At 48.5% G+C, this 20,980-nt stretch carries 12 protein-coding genes; all 12 read left to right on the forward strand.

The features are described 5' to 3' along the window. The 12 genes from A4U59_RS15255 (at nucleotide 1) to lhgO (ending at nucleotide 20,907) form a co-directional block, all read left to right on the forward strand. Entirely contained in the window at nucleotides 1–3,156 is a 3,156-nt protein-coding gene (locus A4U59_RS15255; protein ID WP_066174439.1) for a DEAD/DEAH box helicase, read from the forward strand. Between the two features lie 158 nt (nucleotides 3,157–3,314). Further along, on the forward strand, nucleotides 3,315–6,557 hold the full coding sequence (locus A4U59_RS15260) for a helicase-related protein (protein WP_066174441.1): 3,243 nt from the start codon (nucleotides 3,315–3,317) through the stop codon (nucleotides 6,555–6,557). Nucleotides 6,558–6,568: 11 nt separating this feature from the next. Beyond that, the gene (locus tag A4U59_RS15265; RefSeq protein ID WP_066174444.1) at nucleotides 6,569–7,336 is read left to right on the forward strand and encodes a DUF4391 domain-containing protein; all 768 of its coding nucleotides are present in this window, start codon (nucleotides 6,569–6,571) and stop codon (nucleotides 7,334–7,336) included. Nucleotides 7,337–7,345: 9 nt separating this feature from the next. Further along, the gene (locus A4U59_RS15270) at nucleotides 7,346–9,154 is read left to right on the forward strand and encodes a site-specific DNA-methyltransferase (protein ID WP_211274951.1); all 1,809 of its coding nucleotides are present in this window, start codon (nucleotides 7,346–7,348) and stop codon (nucleotides 9,152–9,154) included. A gap of 13 nt (nucleotides 9,155–9,167) precedes the next feature. Beyond that, a complete protein-coding gene (locus tag A4U59_RS15275) occupies nucleotides 9,168–12,155 on the forward strand; it encodes a type III restriction-modification system endonuclease (protein WP_066174449.1) in 2,988 nt (995 codons plus the stop codon). A gap of 139 nt (nucleotides 12,156–12,294) precedes the next feature. After that, nucleotides 12,295–13,425: a DUF4145 domain-containing protein gene (locus A4U59_RS15280; protein ID WP_066174452.1), complete on the forward strand. Its 1,131-nt coding sequence runs from the start codon at nucleotides 12,295–12,297 to the stop codon at nucleotides 13,423–13,425. A gap of 25 nt (nucleotides 13,426–13,450) precedes the next feature. Beyond that, the gene (locus A4U59_RS15285) at nucleotides 13,451–14,275 is read left to right on the forward strand and encodes a hypothetical protein (protein ID WP_066174454.1); all 825 of its coding nucleotides are present in this window, start codon (nucleotides 13,451–13,453) and stop codon (nucleotides 14,273–14,275) included. 686 nt (nucleotides 14,276–14,961) lie between these two features. Continuing rightward, nucleotides 14,962–15,438 (forward strand): competence protein ComK, encoded by a 477-nt coding sequence (locus A4U59_RS15290; RefSeq protein ID WP_066174457.1) that lies wholly within the window; start codon nucleotides 14,962–14,964, stop codon nucleotides 15,436–15,438. Between the two features lie 137 nt (nucleotides 15,439–15,575). Further along, nucleotides 15,576–17,552 (forward strand): S9 family peptidase, encoded by a 1,977-nt coding sequence (locus tag A4U59_RS15295; RefSeq protein WP_066174460.1) that lies wholly within the window; start codon nucleotides 15,576–15,578, stop codon nucleotides 17,550–17,552. Between the two features lie 74 nt (nucleotides 17,553–17,626). Next, complete coding sequence (gene pcp, locus A4U59_RS15300; protein ID WP_066174466.1) at nucleotides 17,627–18,229, forward strand: pyroglutamyl-peptidase I; 603 nt, start codon at nucleotides 17,627–17,629, stop codon at nucleotides 18,227–18,229. Between the two features lie 442 nt (nucleotides 18,230–18,671). Beyond that, nucleotides 18,672–19,601 (forward strand): glutarate dioxygenase GlaH, encoded by a 930-nt coding sequence (gene glaH, locus A4U59_RS15305; protein WP_066174469.1) that lies wholly within the window; start codon nucleotides 18,672–18,674, stop codon nucleotides 19,599–19,601. An 88-nt stretch (nucleotides 19,602–19,689) separates the two neighbouring features. Beyond that, nucleotides 19,690–20,907 carry an L-2-hydroxyglutarate oxidase gene (lhgO, locus tag A4U59_RS15310; protein ID WP_066174472.1) on the forward strand — a complete coding sequence of 406 codons (1,218 nt, stop codon included), beginning with the start codon at nucleotides 19,690–19,692 and terminating at the stop codon, nucleotides 20,905–20,907. The last annotated feature ends 73 nt before the right edge of the window (nucleotides 20,908–20,980 follow it).

The raw sequence follows: 20,980 nt of genomic DNA on the forward strand, positions 1-20,980 counted from the left end.
ATGCTCAATTCCGGAATCTACGAACAAATCATAACCCAACAACTAAAAGAAGAACTAATTAACCTAAGTGACAGCCATTTTGATATAGAAAAGGAACCACTAGACACAGAAGAAGCAAGAAAAGTATTGTCATCATACATTCAATCTGTGACCAGAAAAGCCCTACAGTATGTACGAGACAGTGGAACGAATGACAAAGAAGCACTTCTCAAACAAATAAAAACATGTAACGATATCATTCTAACCTTACGAGATCATCTAAATGATCAGGAATTCGCCAAGATGCAAATTGAAGAAGAAGGCGAAGTTTTAACAGCACTTTATTCAAAAGTAAATAGCTTGCGAGGAATTGGGAAACAAAAGACAGTTCGCCCTGTTACTTCAATTTCGCAAAGCTCTTTGTTTACGGGTTCCCATTATGAACCCAATATGCTGAGTGAGATCAAGAAAGAAATTCAGTCAGCTGATGAGATTGATATGCTAGTTTCATTTATTAAATGGAGTGGCTTGCGGGTAATGATAGAAGAACTCCGTAAGTTTACGGAAGAGAAAGAGGGGAAGCTTCGGGTCATTACAACTTCTTATATGGAAGCGACCGATTATAAGGCCATTATCGAACTTAGTAAATTAAAAAATACGGAAATAAAGGTATCCTATGATGTAGATCGGACACGGTTGCATGCTAAGGCATATATGTTTAGGCGCAATACCGGTTTTAGTACGGCATACATAGGCTCATCAAATATCTCAAATCCTGCATTAACGACAGGGCTTGAGTGGAATTTAAAGGTGACTGAACAGGACTCTTTTGATGTCATGATGAAGTTCAATGCTACGTTTGAAAGCTATTGGAATGATCCGGAATTTAAGTTTTTTAACGGGGATATAGAAAGGGATCAAGAACAACTTAAGATGGCGTTAAAGAAGAAAAATGCAAATGAACAAGAGGTCCATTTTAATTTTGATATTCAGCCTTATTATTATCAAAAGGAAATGTTAGAGAATCTTCAGGTTGAAAGGGATGTTTACGGGCGTTTTCGTAATTTATTAATTGCTGCGACCGGTGTTGGTAAGACAGTTGTTTCTGCGTTTGATTATCGGCGTTTTAAACAACAGAACCCTCGTAATGCCAAGCTACTTTTTGTGGCGCATCGCGAAGAGATTTTAAAGCAAAGCCTGGATACATTCAGAGCGATTTTAAAAGATTTTAATTTTGGCGACTTATTGGTTGGGAAGAATAGCCCTTCATCCATAGATCATCTTTTTATTAGTATCCAAAGTTTTAACAGTTCTAAGTTATATGAAAAAACAACGAGTGATTATTATGATTACATCATCGTTGATGAGTTTCATCATGCAGCAGCACCATCTTATCAGAAATTGTTAAGTCACTTTCAACCGAAAATATTACTTGGTTTAACAGCAACACCAGAACGCATGGATGGAAAAGATATTTTTTCATATTTTGACCATGCCGTTGCATCAGAGATGAGACTAACTGAAGCAATTGACCGGAAATTGTTAAGCCCATTTCAATATTTTTGTGTAACCGACACAGTTGATCTGTCTAAATTGAAATGGAGCCGCAAAGGATATGATATTAAAGAACTAGAAAACGTTTATACGACCAATAAAATTAGAAGTAACCAAATCATAAAGAGCATCTATCAATATGTAACCGATATAGAAACAGTAAAAGGTCTTGGATTTTGTGTAAGTATTGAGCATGCAATTTATATGGCAGACTTTTTTAATAAAAACAGTATTCCTTCAGTTGCTCTTTATGGCGGTTCCGATGATGAAACTAGAAAACAAGCAAAGGACCTTCTTATTAAAGGGGAAATCAAGTTTATTTTCGTTGTTGATTTGTACAATGAAGGTGTTGATATCCCCGAAGTAAATACTGTTTTATTCCTAAGACCGACAGAAAGTTTAACCGTTTTTCTACAGCAATTAGGTCGGGGGCTGCGTTTATCAGAACACAAAGAATGTTTGACTGTGTTGGACTTTATTGGACAAGCACATAAAAATTATGATTTTGAAGAGAAATTTCGCGCCTTGATTGGCAAAACAAAACATTCAGTTCGTTACTATGTAGAGAACGGTTTTTTTAACCTGCCAAAGGGATGTTTCATTCAACTTGAAAAACAAGCTAAGGAATATATTCTTAGAAACATTAAAACCTCAACCAACTCACGCGTAAATATTATAAGTAAACTAAAACACTTTACTGAAGATACCGGAAAAGAGTTGACGTTAGCCAGTTTTCTCACTTATCACCATATGTCTCTGACTGATATTTATGGTAAGACAGGAGACCGCACGTTTTCGCGTCTAAAAGTCGAAGCAGGACTTATACCAGAGTTTGAATCTTCGATGGAAAAGCTTTTAGAAAAGCGGATTGCGAACTTATTTCATTTGAACTCACGAAAACTACTCAAGTTTTTGCTTGGATATCTTGAGAATTTCCAAAGTGTAACGGAAGAAGAAGAGCTTATGGAAGCAATATTTTACTACTCTTTTTACAGTCACAATCCAAGGAAAGAGGGGTTTGCTTCTTTAAAAGAAGCACTAAAGAAGGTAGTAGAAAATCCATATTTTAAAACAGAAATAGAAGAAATTCTTCAGTACAACTATGAGCATCTGGAAAGTTTGGAATATGAAAATGACTTTTCATTCTCTAGTCCTTTAGGGGTTCATAGTAAGTATTCTACCTCGCAAGTGTTAGCTGGTCTCGGTTACTATACAGAAGAACAAAGTCCAGCTTTTCGAGAAGGTGCTAAGTACCTCGAAGATAAAAAAGTGGATGTCTTTTTTATCACTTTGAACAAATCAGAAAAAGACTTTTCGCCTTCCACGCTTTATGAAGATTATGCGATCAATGAAAGGCTGTTCCACTGGCAAACACAAAGTCGCGTATCGGAAAACAGTCCAACAGCTAAGCGCTATATTAATCATCGGAAAACCGGCAATGAAATAGCATTATTTGTACGGGAATATAAAAGGGATGACTCATATACTGCTGCTCCGTATACGTTTTTAGGTACTGCAGAACATGTCAGTCACTCAGGAGATAAGCCAATGAACTTTATATGGAGACTGAAAGAAGAAATGCCGCCAGCGATGGTGCCCAGAGCTAACAAAAACATTTTATAACTGAACTAAAATAAGGTGTCAATCGGCACCTTTTTCTTGTTTAAGTAGTTCCTATTATTTGGATACCACCAAATTCCCCCAACCACATACAAAATTCTACCAATATAATATAAAATAAGACTATAAAAAAGTTACCGTCTATTTCAGGGAGGTCAATCATGCTCGGGAAAATGCTAGACAATAAAAAAACAGGATCAGTCGGGGATGCGCTAAAGCCTTACTTCAAAAAAGATGCGAAAGTGGCGGTCATGTCATCCCTTTTTACCATATATGCGTTTGAGTCCTTGAAGAAGGAACTGATGAAGGTGGAGGAACTGCGGTTTTTGTTCATCGATCCCGCTTTCACATCTGAGAAACATGCAAAAGGGCCGGTTGATCCGCAGCAGGCGGAACGGGAGCAGCGGCTGTCCGGGTCGGAGCTGGAGATCAAGCTTCGCAATGAGTTGTCGCAGGCGAAGGTTGCGAAGGAATGTGCGGCCTGGATCAGGTCGAAGGTGGAGATGAAGTCGCTGACATCGCCGCTGACGCCGACGCGGATGTTCCATGTCGAAAATAAAGATGGTTCATCGGTTGCCATCCAGGGCAGTTCGGATTTCACGAGCAGCGGGCTCGGGTATACCTATTCGCCGGCACTTGCGATGAACACGCTGATTGATGATCAGCAGTTCACGAAAAAGTATATTGAATGGTTCAACGATATCTGGGACAATGAAGCAATTATCGAAGAGGTGAAGGATGAAGTTCTTGAGCGGATCGAGGTGCTGTATGAACATCACACGCCCGAGTTCCTTTACTATGTGACGCTTTACAATCTGTTCAGGGATTACCTTGAGGAATTTGATGAGGATGCGATCGTGAAGTCGAAGACGGGCTTCAAAGAGACGGTCATCTGGAACAAGCTTTACAAGTTCCAGAAAGACGGTGTGCTCGGAGCGATCGATAAGCTTGAGAAGCATAACGGCTGCATCATCGCCGACAGTGTCGGGCTCGGGAAGACGTTCGAGGCGCTGGCGGTCATCAAGTATTATGAGCTCCGGAACGACCGGGTGCTCGTGCTTTGTCCGAAAAAGCTGCGGGAGAACTGGCAGATTTTCACGCAGAACGACAAACGGAATGTGCTCGCCGACGACCGTTTCAATTATGATGTGCTGAACCATACGGATCTGAGCCGGCAGGGCGGGTTTTCCGGTGACATCAATCTTGCGACGGTGAACTGGAGCAATTATGATTTGATCGTCATCGATGAATCGCATAACTTCCGGAATAACGATGCGCGCAGCGACCATGAAACGCGCTACTCCAGGCTCATGAATGAAATCATCAAAGCGGGCGTGAAGACGAAGGTGCTGATGCTGTCGGCGACTCCTGTTAACAATAAAATGAATGATTTGAAAAACCAGGTCGCGTTCATCACCGAAGGCAAAGACGATGCGCTGCAGGATGTCGGCATCGAAAGCGTCGAGCAGGCGCTCCGCAAAGCACAGACGGTGTTCAACAAGTGGCTGAAGCTTCCGGACAGCGAACGGAAATCGGATGCGCTGCTTGAGATGCTGAACTTCGATTATTTTAAACTGCTCGATGCCGTCACGATCGCAAGGTCACGAAAGCATATCGAGAAATACTACGATATGGCGGAAATCGGCAAGTTCCCGGCCCGGCTCAAGCCGAAGAACGTGTATGCGGATATTGATGTCCAGAATGAATTTCCGGCGATCAAGGAAGTCAATACGCTCATCAACCGGTTGAATTTGAGTGCGTACTCGCCGTTAAGCTACGTCCTGCCCGAAAAACAGGACGAATACAGCCGCAAGTATGACCGGAAAATCAAGGGCGGCTCTGTTTTCAAGCAAATCGACCGCGAGCGCAGCCTCGTCCATTTGATGCGGGTGAACCTGTTGAAGCGGATGGAAAGCTCGATTCACTCGTTTGGCAAAACGGTCGCTTCGCTGCTAACGAAGATTGACGACCTGCTTTACAGGCTCGATCACATCCAGCAGTATTCGGACGAGAATGTGACGATCAACGATATCGACATTGATGATGACGATGTGGAAAACATGCTTATCGGCTCGAAGGTGAAAGTACTGCTGCAGGACATCGACCGCGTCAAATGGAAGCAGGATCTGAAAGAGGATCAGCAGAAGCTGGAGCGGTTGCTTGTCGAAACGGCCAAAATCCAGGTGCCGCGCGATGCGAAGCTGACGAGATTGAAAGAATTGATTGCGGAAAAAATAACGAATCCGATCAATGACAACAACAAAAAGATCATCATTTTCACCGCCTTTGCGGATACGGCCGGCTATTTGTATGAAGAGCTGTCGGAGTGGATGACGGAGATGTATGGATTGAACAGTGCGCTTGTCACCGGATCCGGCGGCAACCAGACGACGCTTGGCGGTGCACAAAGGGATCTGAACTCGATCCTGACCCATTTTTCGCCGGTTTCCAAGGAACGGGGCAAGCTCGATACCGGTGTTGACGGCGAAATCGACTTGTTGATTGCGACAGACTGCATTTCCGAAGGGCAGAACTTGCAGGATTGCGATTATCTCATCAATTATGATATCCACTGGAACCCGGTGCGGATCATCCAGCGCTTCGGCCGGATCGACCGGCTCGGGTCGAAGAATGATGTCATCCAGCTCGTGAACTTCTGGCCGAATATGGATCTTGATGAATACATCAACCTCGAAGCGCGCGTGAGCGGCCGGATGGTGCTGCTCGATATCTCGGCGACAGGGGAAGAGAATGTCATCGAGTATGACGAAAAGAAACAGATGAATGATCTTGAATACCGGTCGAAACAGCTGAAGCAGCTTCAGGAGGAAGTGATCGATCTTGAGGATATTTCAGGCGGAATTTCGATCACCGATTTGACGCTGAATGATTTTAAAATGGATTTGCTTGATTATATGCAGACAAACAAGAAGAAAATCGAAACGGCACCGCTCGGTCTGCACGCCGTTTCGTCATTGCAGCTCGCACCTGCTGACGGCATGGAGCCGGGTGTCATTTTCTGCATCAGACAGCGCAATGCAAAAGCGAAAGTGAAGGACACGAGCGCGTTGTATCCGTACTATCTCGTTTTTATCGGCATGGACGGGGAAATCAAGCTCGGTCATTCGAAAACGAAGCAGATCCTCGACCTGTACCGGAAAGCCGCGTATGGACAGAAGGATGTGTTCAATGAATTGATCCATCAGTTCAATGAGGAAACAGGGGACATGAGCGACATGTCGGCCTACCGGGAGCTGTTTGATCACGTCATCGAATTTGTGCTTGGCATCGTGGAGGAAAAGGGGATGGAATCGCTGTTCAGCCTCGGCAGCTCCAACCTGCTTGAAGACAGCGGCACGAACACGGATGACTTTGAACTCGTATCATTTTTAATATTGAAGTAGGTGAAGTGAACATGAGAGATTGGTTGATTCAAAGGTTTGAGATCCCGGCCCGGACGGTGCTGAACCGTAAAATCCCTAAGAAGGCGTTTTTCACGCAGGGCGATTTGTCGGCTTCTGAAAAGGAACTGTTCACTTCGCAGATCGAGGGGGTTTACTTGCTGAGTGTCATGAACCAGCAGAGCATCAACATCCCGGTGTTCAAAACCGAGGACATCAATTATGCAGAGGTCGTCTGGGTGTATGTGCAGCTGCGGACAGCCAAAAACGCCGGCCGGATCGTCAAAGCAGTCCATAAGGCGATTCCGAACCCGGTCGTGCTGATCATGGCATCGCCTGATGAAGAGATGATGCTGAGTGTGTGCCATAAATGGCTCAGCAGAAATGATAGGATGGAGATAGTGACGGAAGCGCCGGTGATGACCGGATGGTTCCGGGCCGCCGAAGAAGAGGGGCGCCCGTACGGTCGGCTGCTCGACACCCTCGCTGTAACGAATCTGTCATTTGAAAACTTTTACACGTTCTATGACGATATCCGGCAGTGGGTGACGTGTGAAAAGGTCATTCCTCTTCTGGGAATGATGTCTGCTGACAGGGGGAACCGCACCAGCGTCCTTTCCGCACTGGAAAAGGCGGACGGATTACAAAAGGAAATCGATCAGCTGAAAAAAGAACAGAAAGGGCTGCTCGATTTCGGCGCCAAGATGGAGTTCAACATGAAAATTAAGCGACTCGAACAGCAATTGGACGGTCAATTACAAGCAATAAGGGAGTTGTGCTAAGTGGAAAAAATGGACGGAAAGACATTTGATGTTGTGAATGACAACATCAGCAAGCTGAAAGAACTGTTTCCGGATGTATTCACGGAAAACAAAGTCGACATCGATAAACTGCGGCTTGCGCTCGGCGAAAATGTCGAGAAAGAGAAAGAGCGCTTCGAGTTCACCTGGAACGGCAAGACGGAAGCAATCCAGCTCGCCCAGAAACAGACAGCCGGCACATTGCGTCCGGCGAAGGAGGAGAGCGTCAACTGGGATACGACGCAGAACCTTTATATCGAAGGCGACAACCTGGAAGTGCTGCGCACCCTGCAGAATGCCTACCGGAACAAAGTGAAACTGATTTATATCGATCCGCCCTACAATACCGGCAAGGATTTCGTCTATAAAGATGACTTCAAGGACAATGTGAAGAGCTATAAAGAGAGGCTCGATGAAAACATGAAGTCGAATGCGGAGATCAGCGGCCGTTTCCATACCGACTGGCTGAATATGATGTACCCGCGCCTGAAAATCGCCCGAAACTTTTTGACGGATGACGGGGTCATTTTCATCAGCATCGACGATCAGGAAGTCGACAACCTGAAGAAAATCTGCAATGAGATTTTCGGCGAAAACAATTTTGTCGCAAGCGTGATCTGGGAGCGGGCGTTTTCGCCGGTCAACACGAAAAAGCATTTTTCAGAGAACCATGATTACATACTCGTGTATGCGAAAAACCTTCCCGAACTTGAATGCTACGGCATCAAGCGCGACGATGAATCGAACGACAGGTATACGAATCCGGATGACGATCCGCGGGGTCCGTGGACGTCCGGCGATTTGTCGGTTGGTCCGATCGTGCCGGCGAAGGTGTATGAAATCACGACGCCGTCCGGCCGCAAGGTCATGCCGCCGAGCGGGTACTGCTGGCGCCTGACGAGAGAGCGGTTTGAGGAGTTTGTCGCCGACAACCGCATCTGGTTCGGGGAAGACGGCAACAATGTCCCGCGCATCAAGCGGTTTTTGAGCGAGGTCAAAACGGGCATCACGCCGATGACGGTATGGCGCTATACCGATGTCGGCCATTCCCAGGATGCGAAGCAGAAGCTCAAGGAACTGTTCGGCGGGAAAGCTTATTTCGATTATCCGAAATCGACCGGGCTGATCAAGCGGATGCTCGACTTGTACACAGATGACGATTCGCTCATCATGGACTTCTTTTCCGGCTCGGCGACGACCGCGCAGGCGATTTTTGAAAAGAACGCGGAAGACGGCACGAACCGCCGCTTCCTTCTCGTGCAGCTTCCGGAAGCGGTTGATGAGAAGTCGGAAGCCTATAAGGACGGGTACCGGACGATCAGCGATATCGCGATGGAACGGATCCGCCGGGCCGGCAAAAAAGTGCTGGCTGACAACAGCGATGAAGCGGGCCGGCTTGATGCCGGGTTCAAAGTGTTCAAGCTCGATGAAACGAACCTGAAAGTATGGGATGAGGAATCGCTGGATCTTGAACAGGATTTACTCGATCTCGTCGAACCGGTCAAAGAGGGCCGTTCGCAGGAAGATGTCGTGTATGAGATTTTGCTGAAGTACGGGGTTGATCTGACGGTTCCGATCGAAAAGACGGAAATCGCCGGCAAGACGGTGTACTCGGCCGGGTTCGGTTATCTGCTCGTCTGCCTCGAACGCGATTTGACGCTCGATCAAATTGAAGAAATGGCGAAACAGCAGCCGGCGCGCATCGTTTTTTACGATGAAGGCTTCAAAGATGATACGGTCCGAACGAACGCCCAGCAGATCCTGAAACGGTACGGCGTCGAAGATATCCGGGTGATATAAGGGGGATGGAATTGTGAAGATTAAGTTTGATAAGCAGCAGTACCAGCTTGATGCCATCCAGTCCATCACCGATATTTTCGAAGGGCAGACGGTCAAAGCGTCCAACTTCACCGTCAGCATGGGCGATATCGTCGGCCAGGAAATCACCGAGCTCGGGATCGGCAACAAGCTCGAGCTGTCGGAAGCGGAAGTGCTCGAAAACGTGCAAAAGGTGCAGATGCGGAATCACCTGCAGAAAAGCCGGAACATCCAGGACTGGAACTTCACTGTCGAAATGGAGACAGGGACAGGCAAGACATATGTGTACACCCGGACGATGTTTGAGCTGAACAAACGATACGGTTTTTCCAAGTTCATCATCGTCGTGCCGAGTGTCGCGATCCGCGAAGGGGTCTACAAATCGCTGCAGATGACAGAAGAGCATTTTGAACAGGAGTATCCGGGCCAGCACTGCCATTTTTTCAAATACGATTCGTCGAAGCTCGAGCAGGTGCGCGAGTTTGCGACGAGCACGAGTATCGAAGTGATGATCATCAACATCGACGCGTTCCGGAAAAGTTTTGACGACCCGGAGAAGGAAAACAAGGCGAACCTGATCCACCGCGAGCGCGACACGATGAACGGCAAAAAGCCGATCCAGTTCATCCAGGAGACGAATCCGATCGTCATCCTCGATGAACCGCAGAGCGTCGATAACACCGGGAAGGCGAAGGAAGCGATCGCATCGCTGAATCCGCTCTGCAAGCTCCGTTATTCGGCGACCCACCGCGAGACGTACAATCTGATGTATAAGCTCGACCCGGTCGATGCGTATGAGCAGAAACTCGTGAAAAAGATCGAGGTGCTGTCGATCAACTCGGATGATGACTATAACGATCCGTACATCAAACTGCTTGATGTTTCGAATAAAAACGGCTATAAAGCGACGGTCGAACTCGATGTGCTGACGAAGAAGGGGACTGTGAAGCGGGCGAAGAAGGAAATCAATCCGAATTCGAAAAACGATCTGTACCTCGTCTCCGGTGAGCGCGATATATACCGCGGTTATGTCGTGGCTGGCATCGACTGCCTCCCCGGCAATGAATCGGTCGAGTTCGAAAACGGCAGCGTCCTCCGGCTCGGCGAATCGGTCGGCGGGATTGATGATGATTTGCTGAAACGGTATCAGATTCGGGAAGCGATCCGGACGCACCTTGATAAGGAACTCAGGCTCGTCCACCGCGGCATCAAAGTGCTGACGCTGTTTTTCATCGATAAAGTCGAGAATTACCGCGTGTATCCGAAAGGGGAAGCATGGCAAAAAGGGAAATATGCCGGGATGTTTGAAGAGGAGTACAGCCACTTGATCAAGCAGCCGAAATACCGGACGCTGTTTGAGGAGGATGCGTACATTTCCAATCACAAGGCGGAAGACGTGCATGACGGGTATTTTTCCCAGGACAAACAGGGCCACTACAAAGACAGCAAGATGAATAAGGACGGCAGCCTGCGGTCGAACAAAGCGGACGAATCGGCGTTCGAGCTCATCATGAAGGAAAAAGAGCGGCTGCTCAGCTTCGATACGCCGCTAAGGTTCATTTTTTCCCACTCGGCCCTGAAAGAAGGCTGGGACAACCCGAACGTCTTTCAGATCTGCACGCTCGTGGAAACGAAGGACCCGCTCACGAAGCGGCAGAAAATCGGGCGCGGACTGCGGCTTGCGGTCGACCAGGACGGGAGGCGCAGCTACGATGAGAACGTCAATATCCTGACGGTGATCGCCAACGAATCGTACCAGCAGTTCGCCGAGACGCTGCAAAACGAAATGGAAGAGGAAACCGGTGTCAAGTTCGGCTACCTTGAGGAGCACTCTTTTGCATTGATACCGGTTCGTGATGAAGCGACAGGTGAAAGCAGGGAGATCGGCTATGAAACGTCCTCTGAAATTTTCTCGCACCTTGTCAAAGAAAACTATGTGACGAAACAGGGCAAGGTGAAGGAAGCGCTGAAGGAAGCGATCGCATCCGAATCGTTTGCAGTTCCAGAAGCGTTTGAAGGGATGAAAGCCGACATCGAGCAGGTGATCCGCAAGTCGATCAAGAAGCTGCCGGTTTTCAACAAGAAGGATGAAGCGGACATCAAGCTGAACAAGGAAGTGCTGCTCACGGACGAATTCAAGGAACTGTGGGACCGCATCAAGTACAAGACGACATATTCCGTTGAGCTTGATGCCGAAACATTGAAGCAGCGCTCCATCGCCGAAATCCAGAAGCTCGACCGGTTCAAGGCGAGAAGGATCAGACGTGAGAATGCGCGCATCAACGTCGACCATTCGGGCATTTCCGGCGAAGGGCAGACGATGCGCGTCTATGAGGCAGATGAGGAAAAACGGCGCCTGCCTGACATCCTCCGCTACTTGCAGGAACAAACGAATCTGAAAAGGCGGACGCTCGTCGGTATTCTGATCGGCTCGAAGCGCCTTGACGAATTTGAGAAAAATCCGCAGGCGTTCATGGAAGCGGTCATGAAGATCATCAACCGCGAAAAGAAAAAGCTCATCGTTGACGGCATCAAATATGAGCGGATCGGCGACCATGCCTTTTATGAGCAGTCGCTGTTCGAACACCAGGAGCTCGTCGGCTATATGAAGGCGAATGCGGTTGAAGTATCAAGCGGCAAATCCGTTTATAATTACATCCGCTATGACTCCAACATTGAGCGGGAATTTGCGGAAAGCTTGAATCACGATGATGATGTGAAGCTGTTCATCAAGCTGCCGTCCTCGTTCGTCATCGACACACCGCTCGGCAACTACAATCCGGACTGGGCCATCCTGGTGGAAAAAGACGGTGCCGAAACGCTCTACTTTGTGGTCGAGACGAAAGGGAGCACCGCCCAGGAAGACTTGCGTCTCACCGAACACGGCAAAATCATATGCGGACGCAAGCATTTTGAGGCGCTGGAAAACGGTGTGGCGTATAAGTTGGCCGATCAGTATGGGACATTCAAAGAGGGAATCTAGACAAGTGGGGCCAATGCCGGGATTGAGCCGGTGTTGGCCTTGATTATTTTGGAAAGAACAGCCTTTCCGGCAGGTAAATAATGTATAATGGAAACGGGAGTAGACCGCTTAGCCAAAGCGTTTAGAGGGGGACATACATATGAGCAGCCAGACGTATTTCTATCAATTTCTGGAGCCGGTTTCAAAGGAACTGGCACTGGTGGCGCGCGAGCTTGAGAACAGCATTTTTTCCAGTCCGCGGACGATGCTGACCCATGCGCGCGTATTTGTGGAAAACATTTTAAAGAAAGTGATTCAGGCTGAGAAGCTCGCAGAAATGCCGGGGACGAACCTGAAGGAACGGCTTGATTTGCTGAATGAACACGGCATTCTGGAAAAAGATATCCTTGATGCGCTTCATCATGTACGGATGATCGGCAACCAGGCAGCACACGATGCGCGGATGTTCCGCTATTCGGAGGCATTAAAGTCATGGGAAGCCGTCTATGAAATCGTGAAATGGTATGTGGAAGTGTACGGCCCGGTTTCGATGACTGTTCCGGATTATCAGGATCCGGCGCCAAAGACTGAACAGGGCTATGACCAGAATGAACTCGAAGTCCGTCTGAAATCGATGGAGGAGCTGCTGGCCAGGTCCATCGGACAGATGACAGGCGGAAGCGCCCATCAGGAAACAGCGGCGACGGCTGCTCCGGCGGAGGAGAAGGTCCTTGCGGCAGAACCGGAACCGCCCGGGTTCACGGCAATCCGCACGATTACCTATAAAGACCGCCGGCTTGACGTCCCATACTTTCTGCGTGATGCCTTTTTGCTGCCGCAGCGGTTCGCGAAATCCGAAACCTTCCTCATCAGGCTAGGCGCCGAACAGCAGGCCCGGATCATGAGCGAACTGCCGAACCATCTGGAAGGGCTTCATAAACTCGTAAAACGGTATAACGAGAAAAATGATGAGACGCTTTTCGAAGAATTGAAGACTTTTATTGAAGAAGAGAAAACCCGCCGCCAGGTTGCGCTGGAACGGCCCGGTGAACTGTTTTTATTTTTCGGGGATGAGTATGTTGTCGTCACCGAGTCACTTGCCGGTATTCCGCTGAATGCAGAAGAGTTCAAGGGAATTCCGAGCCTGCTGCGCCAGCTGAACGAGGATGAGATCGAGACGGTCGGGCAGCTGCCGAAGGAACTGGTTATCCTTGCGAAATACTCGAATGTCGGAATCGGAACGGTGGAGAAACTGTTTGAGCAGTTGAAGGAGAGGCAGCAGACGGTTTGAGTAGAGATGGACAGGATGTGGTGACGTGAAGATAAGGACGACAGAACGTGAGCATCAGTTCAGGACCGACTTTTTTGACAGGCTGAATATCCATCAGCTGGAGGGCCTGACGCTGGACACTGCCTATCATTTTACCGCATGTATCGAGGCGGTTGACTATGAGGCCGGGGAAGAAATTAGTGTGGAGACGTTATACACCCCGCAGGAAATAGGGGCCAGGCATATCATTGCAAATAAACTGGGCATTCCATTTTACATGGTTGCCCAGCGGGATTGGGAGTTTCATATTTACGAAGTTCTTTATCCATCAGGGGAGTATAAGTTTCTGTATAAATTGGATAGAGCCCCTTTTTTAATCTGGTGGTCACGGATCAAAGGCACCCGGCAGCCGAAGCGATTATATGAAGCACAGCCGCGGGTGAGCAGGTCGTCGTTTGACAACCTGCTGGAGGCCAACAACATGGCCTGGGGCGGAAATGTTGATGGGTATATTGTGAAAGATAATGAGATCAAAGCCATTGTGGAAAACATATTTACAGCGAAGTTTGAGCTGACCGACCAGAAAGCCGATCCGGCCCGCTACTTTCATACCAAAGGTCCGAACTATAATTCCTGGCTGCCGAATGTGAAGCTGGCACAGGCGTTTGATGTTCCGCTGTTTTTGTTCACCTATGAAGCGGGCTCGGCGGATGAGCGGATCGGATTTACGGTTGTGGACTCATTGAGCAGGCGGGGGATTGTGTACCGGAACAATGTGCATCCGTATCAGAATGTCCTGACCGGCATGAACAACATTGTGGAGGCAGTCGAATCAAGGTTGAATGAGCCGGCTCCATCGCTGAATAAATGATATTCAAACAGAAAGGATGCCGTTGCGGTGTCCTTTCTATTTTTCTATCTGATTGGCAACAAAAGATTCATACGGCAAAAACAGGGTCAAAGGGTGCGATTCCACTGTCGCAACCTGACGAAAATCGGGATTATTATACAGAAAAGTTAAAATATTATAAAAAATAGTTGCTTTTATTTGGAATTTATAGGTACAATGAATTATGTTAAGAAATCCTACGTGATGATATTCAAATCGGAAAGGTTAACCATTACAAGAGCAAGAAGCGGACGGACCAATAGATGCTGAACGAGACGGAACACTGAACATGCGCGGATTCAGGTGCTGCAAGGAAATGGACAACTGGCGGAAAACATCATTCAACCTACACTCCGGGTGCTGCTATTGCAGGACTCTTTTATTTTTGTTTTTGGCACGGTGTGGTTGAAGTCTATTAACAGGGAGTCAGATAGAGAAGTCCTTTCAAGGTGGAGATCTGCAGGATGAAAAAGAGAGACAAGCCTGAAAGGAGGTGAATATAATGTGAGGATGACAAGCGGGGGTGGGGACAGCGAACAATCCAGAATCATAAGGAAAACCCTCAGGTAGGCCGCGAACCTGTACCTGAGGGCAGGGAAAAGAGGTCAAACCTCTCATCTATTTCCCAGTATATCCTCTTTTCCCTTAAAATGAAAGGGAGTGGGTTGGTGGATAGGAAAAATAAATATCTTATTAATCAGGAAACAATGGCATTGGTTCCCTATTTTGACGAGAACGGCAATGCCTGCACGGTGGCAAAGGAAACGACAGGCTCTTACAAGCTGAAAGGCGCGCCGAAGAAGCATCTTGAGAGCAGCTGTGAATTTTACGGGAACACGTTTGACGGGAGCCGTAAAGCTGCAGGAATCCTGCTGCAAAGCAAACAGATGCTGCCGCTGTCCGTATCCTATGCGCTCGGAATCATCGCGTTTCCGACCCGATCGCATGAAGATGTCATGGTTACATACCTCTTCCTGAATCATATCGAACATGCGGAAGCGGGCCCAGAAAATGCATGCAGGCTCATCTTCAGCAATGAAGAGGAAATGTTTCTTGAAGAAGTCTATTCGTCCATCCGTCCAAAACTTCAGCGTACGACCATGCTTAAATGGATTCTGGATAAACGGAATAAGCCGGGGGAGTAGGGGGAGCTTCCCTTGTTTGGAAAAGGTGCGGAATAAAAAGGTTCCGCACCTTTTTATGTCTATTCGGCTCCCTACCTATCTATCTGTAAAACTGCTACACTTATATCAAGAACCAATAATAGGGAGTGGAACAGACGATGACCAAAAATTTTACCGCGGAAGACTTATACCAATTCAAGTTTGTCAGTGATCCGGTCATATCGCCGGACGGGAAGAAAGCGGTGTATGTCAAAAAGGAAATCAATGATGAAAAGAAGTACCAGTCACATTTACATATGATCGATTTGGATTCAAAGGAGGATATCCAGTGGACATCAGGCGCATCGCTTGATTCGGCGCCGAAATGGTCGCCTGACGGCAAGTCGGTCGCGTTTGTGTCCAACCGTTCCGAACAAAATCAAATCTGGCTCATTTCGGCTGCCGGCGGGGAAGCGAAGCAGCTGACGTTTTGCAAAAACGGGGCCGGATCGCCTGTCTGGATGCCTGATGCAAAAGGGCTTTTGTTCTCAACCTCGCTTGCAGACGATGAATCGATTGAAGAGACAGAATCAAAAGAGAAGGAAGACGAAGAGAAGAAGCCGCTCGTCATAGAACAGCTCCGTTACAAAGCGGACGGTGTCGGCTTTTTGGAAAACACATATGAACAGATCGGCTTGCTGAACCTGGCAGATGGTTCGGTGCGGCAGCTGACAGAAGGTGCATATGATCATGAATCGGCCGCCATTTCAGCGGATGGGAAGAAGCTTGCTTATGTCAGGCGGCTGGAGGAAGCGCCTGACCGGTATATGAGATCGGACGTATTTGTCATGAATCTTCGGGATGGTTCGACTGTAAAGATGAATCAGTTCGAAGGCAGTTTTTTGGCGCCGGCTTTTTCACCGGACAGCAACTCGCTTGCCTTCCTCGGCCATGACTTTGAATTTGAGGGGGCGACGATTGAGGATGTGTTCGTTGCCGACCTTGAGGGCGGTGAACCGGCCAATCTGACAAAAGAAGCTGACCTGGTGCCGCTTGATGTGAACATGAATGACCTGCAGTCCGGCCAGATGGCGGGATTGGAATGGTCGGAAAATGGCGAAGGCCTTTATTTTCTTGGGAGTGAAAGAGGGAATACCCATGTCTTTTATGTGAAGATGGATGGTTCGCTTGAACGGGTTGCCGGCGGTACGCGCCAGGTGTACGGATTGAGCATTCATCACGGGCAAAACCGTGCTGTTCTCGCGGTCAACGATCCGGAAACGCCGGGTGATCTCTTTTCGATTGACCTCAAGAGCGGGGAAGAAGAGCGCCTGACTGGTTCAAATGAAGGCCTGTTGAACGGCAAAGAGATTTCCGTTCCGGAAACATTTGATGTGGAAACGGAAGACGGCTTTACCGTCCAGTGCTGGATGATGAAACCGGCGGGTTATGAAGAAGGAAAACAGTATCCGATGGTCCTTGAAATCCACGGCGGCCCGCACATGATGTACGGCAATACGTTTTTCCATGAAATGCAAGTCCTTGCCTCAAAAGGGTATGCGGTTTTGTTCACCAATCCGCGGGGCAGCCAGGGGTACGGTCAAAAGTTCGTGAATGCAAACCGGAGCGACTATGGCGGCGGTGATTTCCGTGATTTGATGACTGCTGTCGACCAGGCACTTGAACGGTATTCCTTCATTGACCGGGACCAGCTGTTTGTAACCGGCGGCAGTTACGGCGGCTTCATGACCAACTGGATCGTCGGCCATGACCGCCGCTTCAAAGCCGCGGTCACGCAGCGCTCGATTTCGAACTGGCACAGCTTTTACGGCGTCAGTGATATTGGCTATTTCTTTACAAAATGGGAAGTCGGCAGCACGGTGTTTGAAGACCCGGGCAAACTGTGGGACCAGTCGCCGATCAAGTATGTCAAAAACATTGAAACGCCGCTGTTGATCCTTCATTCCGAAAATGACTTGCGCTGCCCGATCGAACAGGGCGAGCAGCTGTTCATCGCGCTGAAGCACCAGGGCAAAGATACACGGTTCGTCCGGTTTCCGGGTGCTGACCATAATCTGTCCAGAAGCGGAGATCCGCAGCTGCGGGTGGCGCGGCTTGAGGAGATTTGCGGGTGGTTTGAGCGGTACCGCGCGTAAACGGTGTATGGCCGGCCCCCGGTGCGTTAACGCGTCGGGGGTCAGGTATTTATAAAGGAAGGTGAAAGAGAACGATGAAAAAGCTGCTGCTCACAGGGTTTGAACCGTTCTTGAATCACAGTTTGAATCCGACCGAGACAATTGCAAAAAAATTGGACGGAAGCGAAATCGGCGATTACCGGGTATTCGGGCAAGTGCTGCCGGTGGAATATTCCCGGTCGGCCGGGGAGCTGATCGATTATTATCATGAATTAAAGCCGGATGTTGTCATTTCACTGGGTTTGGCCGCCGGCAGAAACCGGATAACTCCAGAGCGGGTCGCCATCAATATCAATGATGGAGTGAAAGATAACAGGGGACGGATCCCTGTCGATGAACGCATTGCTGAAGATGGACCGGACGCCTATTTTTCAACTTTGCCAATCCGTGAATTTGCCAACGGCCTCCAGGCTAAAGGGCTGCCGGCAGAAATCTCTAATACCGCCGGGACTTACTTATGCAACAATGTGATGTATGAAATGCTTCATGAAATGAACACGAGCGGTGCTGATTGTTATGCAGGATTCATTCATTTGCCGGCATCGCATGAACTCGCTATGGAAGATAAGAGTTTGCCGAGCTGGTCTCAACGTGATCTGTTGGAGGCAGTACGGATTATGATTGAGATGCTGGATTAATATATTTTATTGCCTGATACTTACTTTCTATTGAATCATAAGGGCAGACCGTTTTTTGAAAAAATCCTTAAACCCAGGCAAGAGTCCAAACCGATTTTCCAAACCCATTAACAACATATCCACTATAAAAATGTTGACAGAAAATTCGCATTCATTTATTATGATTCATAACAGCAATGAATTCCCATTTAGAAAGGCAGCCCCTTTCAAAATCCGGCGAGTCATGCTGCATTGAAAGCTGACTTAAATGAATAACGAATAATAGACTGTCAAAGCTCCCATAACCTTGGCAAAGGGAAAACGGAGTTCAGAGCCAGTGATTTTCCTGTATAGGAGAATTACTGGCTTTTTGTGTTTGAAAAGGGCCCTTTCACACGTGCGGCAAGTTGACGGCTTGGCTTTGAGAAATGAAAATTTTACACTCAAAATGGAGGGAAATCATATGTGCGCGATGAAGGTTGATGAACAAGCAGTGAAAAAAGGAAATGGCTATTCGATTACGGTGAATCCTGAACACAGCAGGCTTTACAAAGTGGAACTTGGCGATGAAGTGATTAAACGCTTTCTGGAAGAAACAAAAGACATCCGCAGCCAGCAGCTCGAGTATATCCCTTATATGCGTTTTTTCGTTTCTGATGCATTGTTGAAACTCACAGATAAAAGCCTGCAGGATGATGTACGAAGCATCCTTCATGACCGGAAGACGGGCGGATTTACAATCGGGCTGAACGGATTGACAGTCGACAAGGACGAGTATGTGAAGTTCTCGACGGCTTTGACCCATCTTGTCGGCATCCCTAATTTCGACGCGATGAGCGGCAAATACTATGCTCGTTTCTCCGTGAAGCATACGGATAACAGCGATTCATACTTGCGCCAGGCTTACCGCCAGTTCACGCTTCACACGGACGGAACGTATGTGGATGAGCCGACGGACTGGCTCCTGATGATGAAATTCGAGGAAAAGAATGCAGTTGGCGGCCGTTCGCGTCTGCTTCACCTTGATGACTGGGAAGAACTTGATAAGTTCTACAGCCATCCGCTTGCGAAGCAGAAGATCGTGTATAAGGCGCCGCCAAGCAAGAACGTTGAAGAAAAAGTACTGCGTACAACCTTTTATGAGCACAATAACGGGCCGTGCATCTGCTTCATCGACCAGTTCGCCAATCCGGAAAATATCCAGGAGGCCAATTACTTAAAGGAACTATCCGATTCAATGGAAAATTCCCCGGCGACATTCGGGCTTGACCTCCCGTCCGGCGAGTTGATCATGCTGAACAACCGGTTCTGGCTGCATGGCCGTGAAGCGTTTGAACGCAATCCAGAACTGCATCGCGAACTGCTGCGCCAGCGCGGCCGGTTTGCGCGATAACACCTTTTTTATAAAATCAGCTTCGGGTTTCCACAGGATTACAAGCATGCGGAAACCCGGTTATTCATCTGGAGAGGAGATACGTCACATGTATGATTTTGCGGTAATCGGCGGCGGGATTGTCGGCCTGTCGGCGGCTCTGGCCCTGTCAGACCGGTTTCCTGCTGCCAAAATAGCAGTCATCGAAAAAGAGGAAAAACTGGCGGCCCATCAGACCGGGCACAACAGCGGCGTCATCCATTCCGGCATCTATTACAAGCCGGGCAGCCTGAAGGCGCAGCTTGCCGTTAAAGGGAGCCGCTCGATGGTCGAGTTCAGCAGGGAGCACGGCATTGACCATGATATTTGCGGAAAAGTGATTGTCGCGACCGATGAAAATGAGCTTCCGATCATGGACAATCTATACCGGCGCGGCCTTGAAAACGGGCTGGACGTTATGAAAATATCATCGGAAGAAACCCGTGAAATCGAGCCGTATGTCAACACGGTCGGCGCCATCAAGGTCCCGAGTACGGGGATTGTCAATTACAGCCAGGTGACGGAAACGATCGGGCGCCTGCTCACGGAACGTGGGGCGGATATTCTGCTCGGCACCACCGTGAAGGATATTGCCGACCGTACAGATGAAGTGACCATCCAAACGGATAAAGGCGAGGTGCGGGCCGGATTTCTCGTCAATTGTGCCGGGCTGCACAGCGACCGGATGGCGAAAGCGGCCGGCATCCATACCGATTTGAAAATCGTGCCGTTCCGCGGTGAGTATTATGAATTGACGGAAGAGAAGCGCCATCTTGTCAAAAATCTCATCTATCCGGTACCGAATCCTGACTTTCCATTCCTCGGCGTCCATTTGACGCGGATGATCGACGGCACGATCCATGCCGGCCCGAATGCCGTCCTGAGTTTCAAGCGGGAAGGCTACCGCAAAACGGACTTCAACTGGAAGGATGCCTTTGACGTGCTGACGTTCCCTGGCTTCTGGAAAATGGCGGGCAGCAACCTGAAGGAAGGGATGATGGAAATGGTCCGTTCCTTCCATAAACAGACGTTCGTGAAAAGCCTGCAGCGGCTTGTTCCGGATATTACGGAGGATGATGTCATTCCGACGCATGCCGGCGTGCGCGCCCAGGCGATGTTGATGAATGGCCAGTTGGTCGATGACTTTTTCGTTATTCCGGGCAAGCGCTCGATCCACGTCTGCAACGCACCGTCTCCGGCTGCCACCGCTTCGCTTGAAATCGGGAAGGTGATCGCGGAGCGGGCGGCGGAACGGCTGCCTGAACAGCGGGTTGCGGCGAAGGTCTAGGAGAGACAATTTGATATTAGGCAAAAAAGGCATTGGAATGATGATAAGTAGTTCCGTTTCGGTGGAGAAACAT

Origin of the sequence: Bacillus marinisedimentorum, from assembly GCF_001644195.2 — a bacterium.
GTDB classification, from domain to species: domain Bacteria; phylum Bacillota; class Bacilli; order Bacillales; family Bacillaceae_O; genus Bacillus_BL; species Bacillus_BL marinisedimentorum.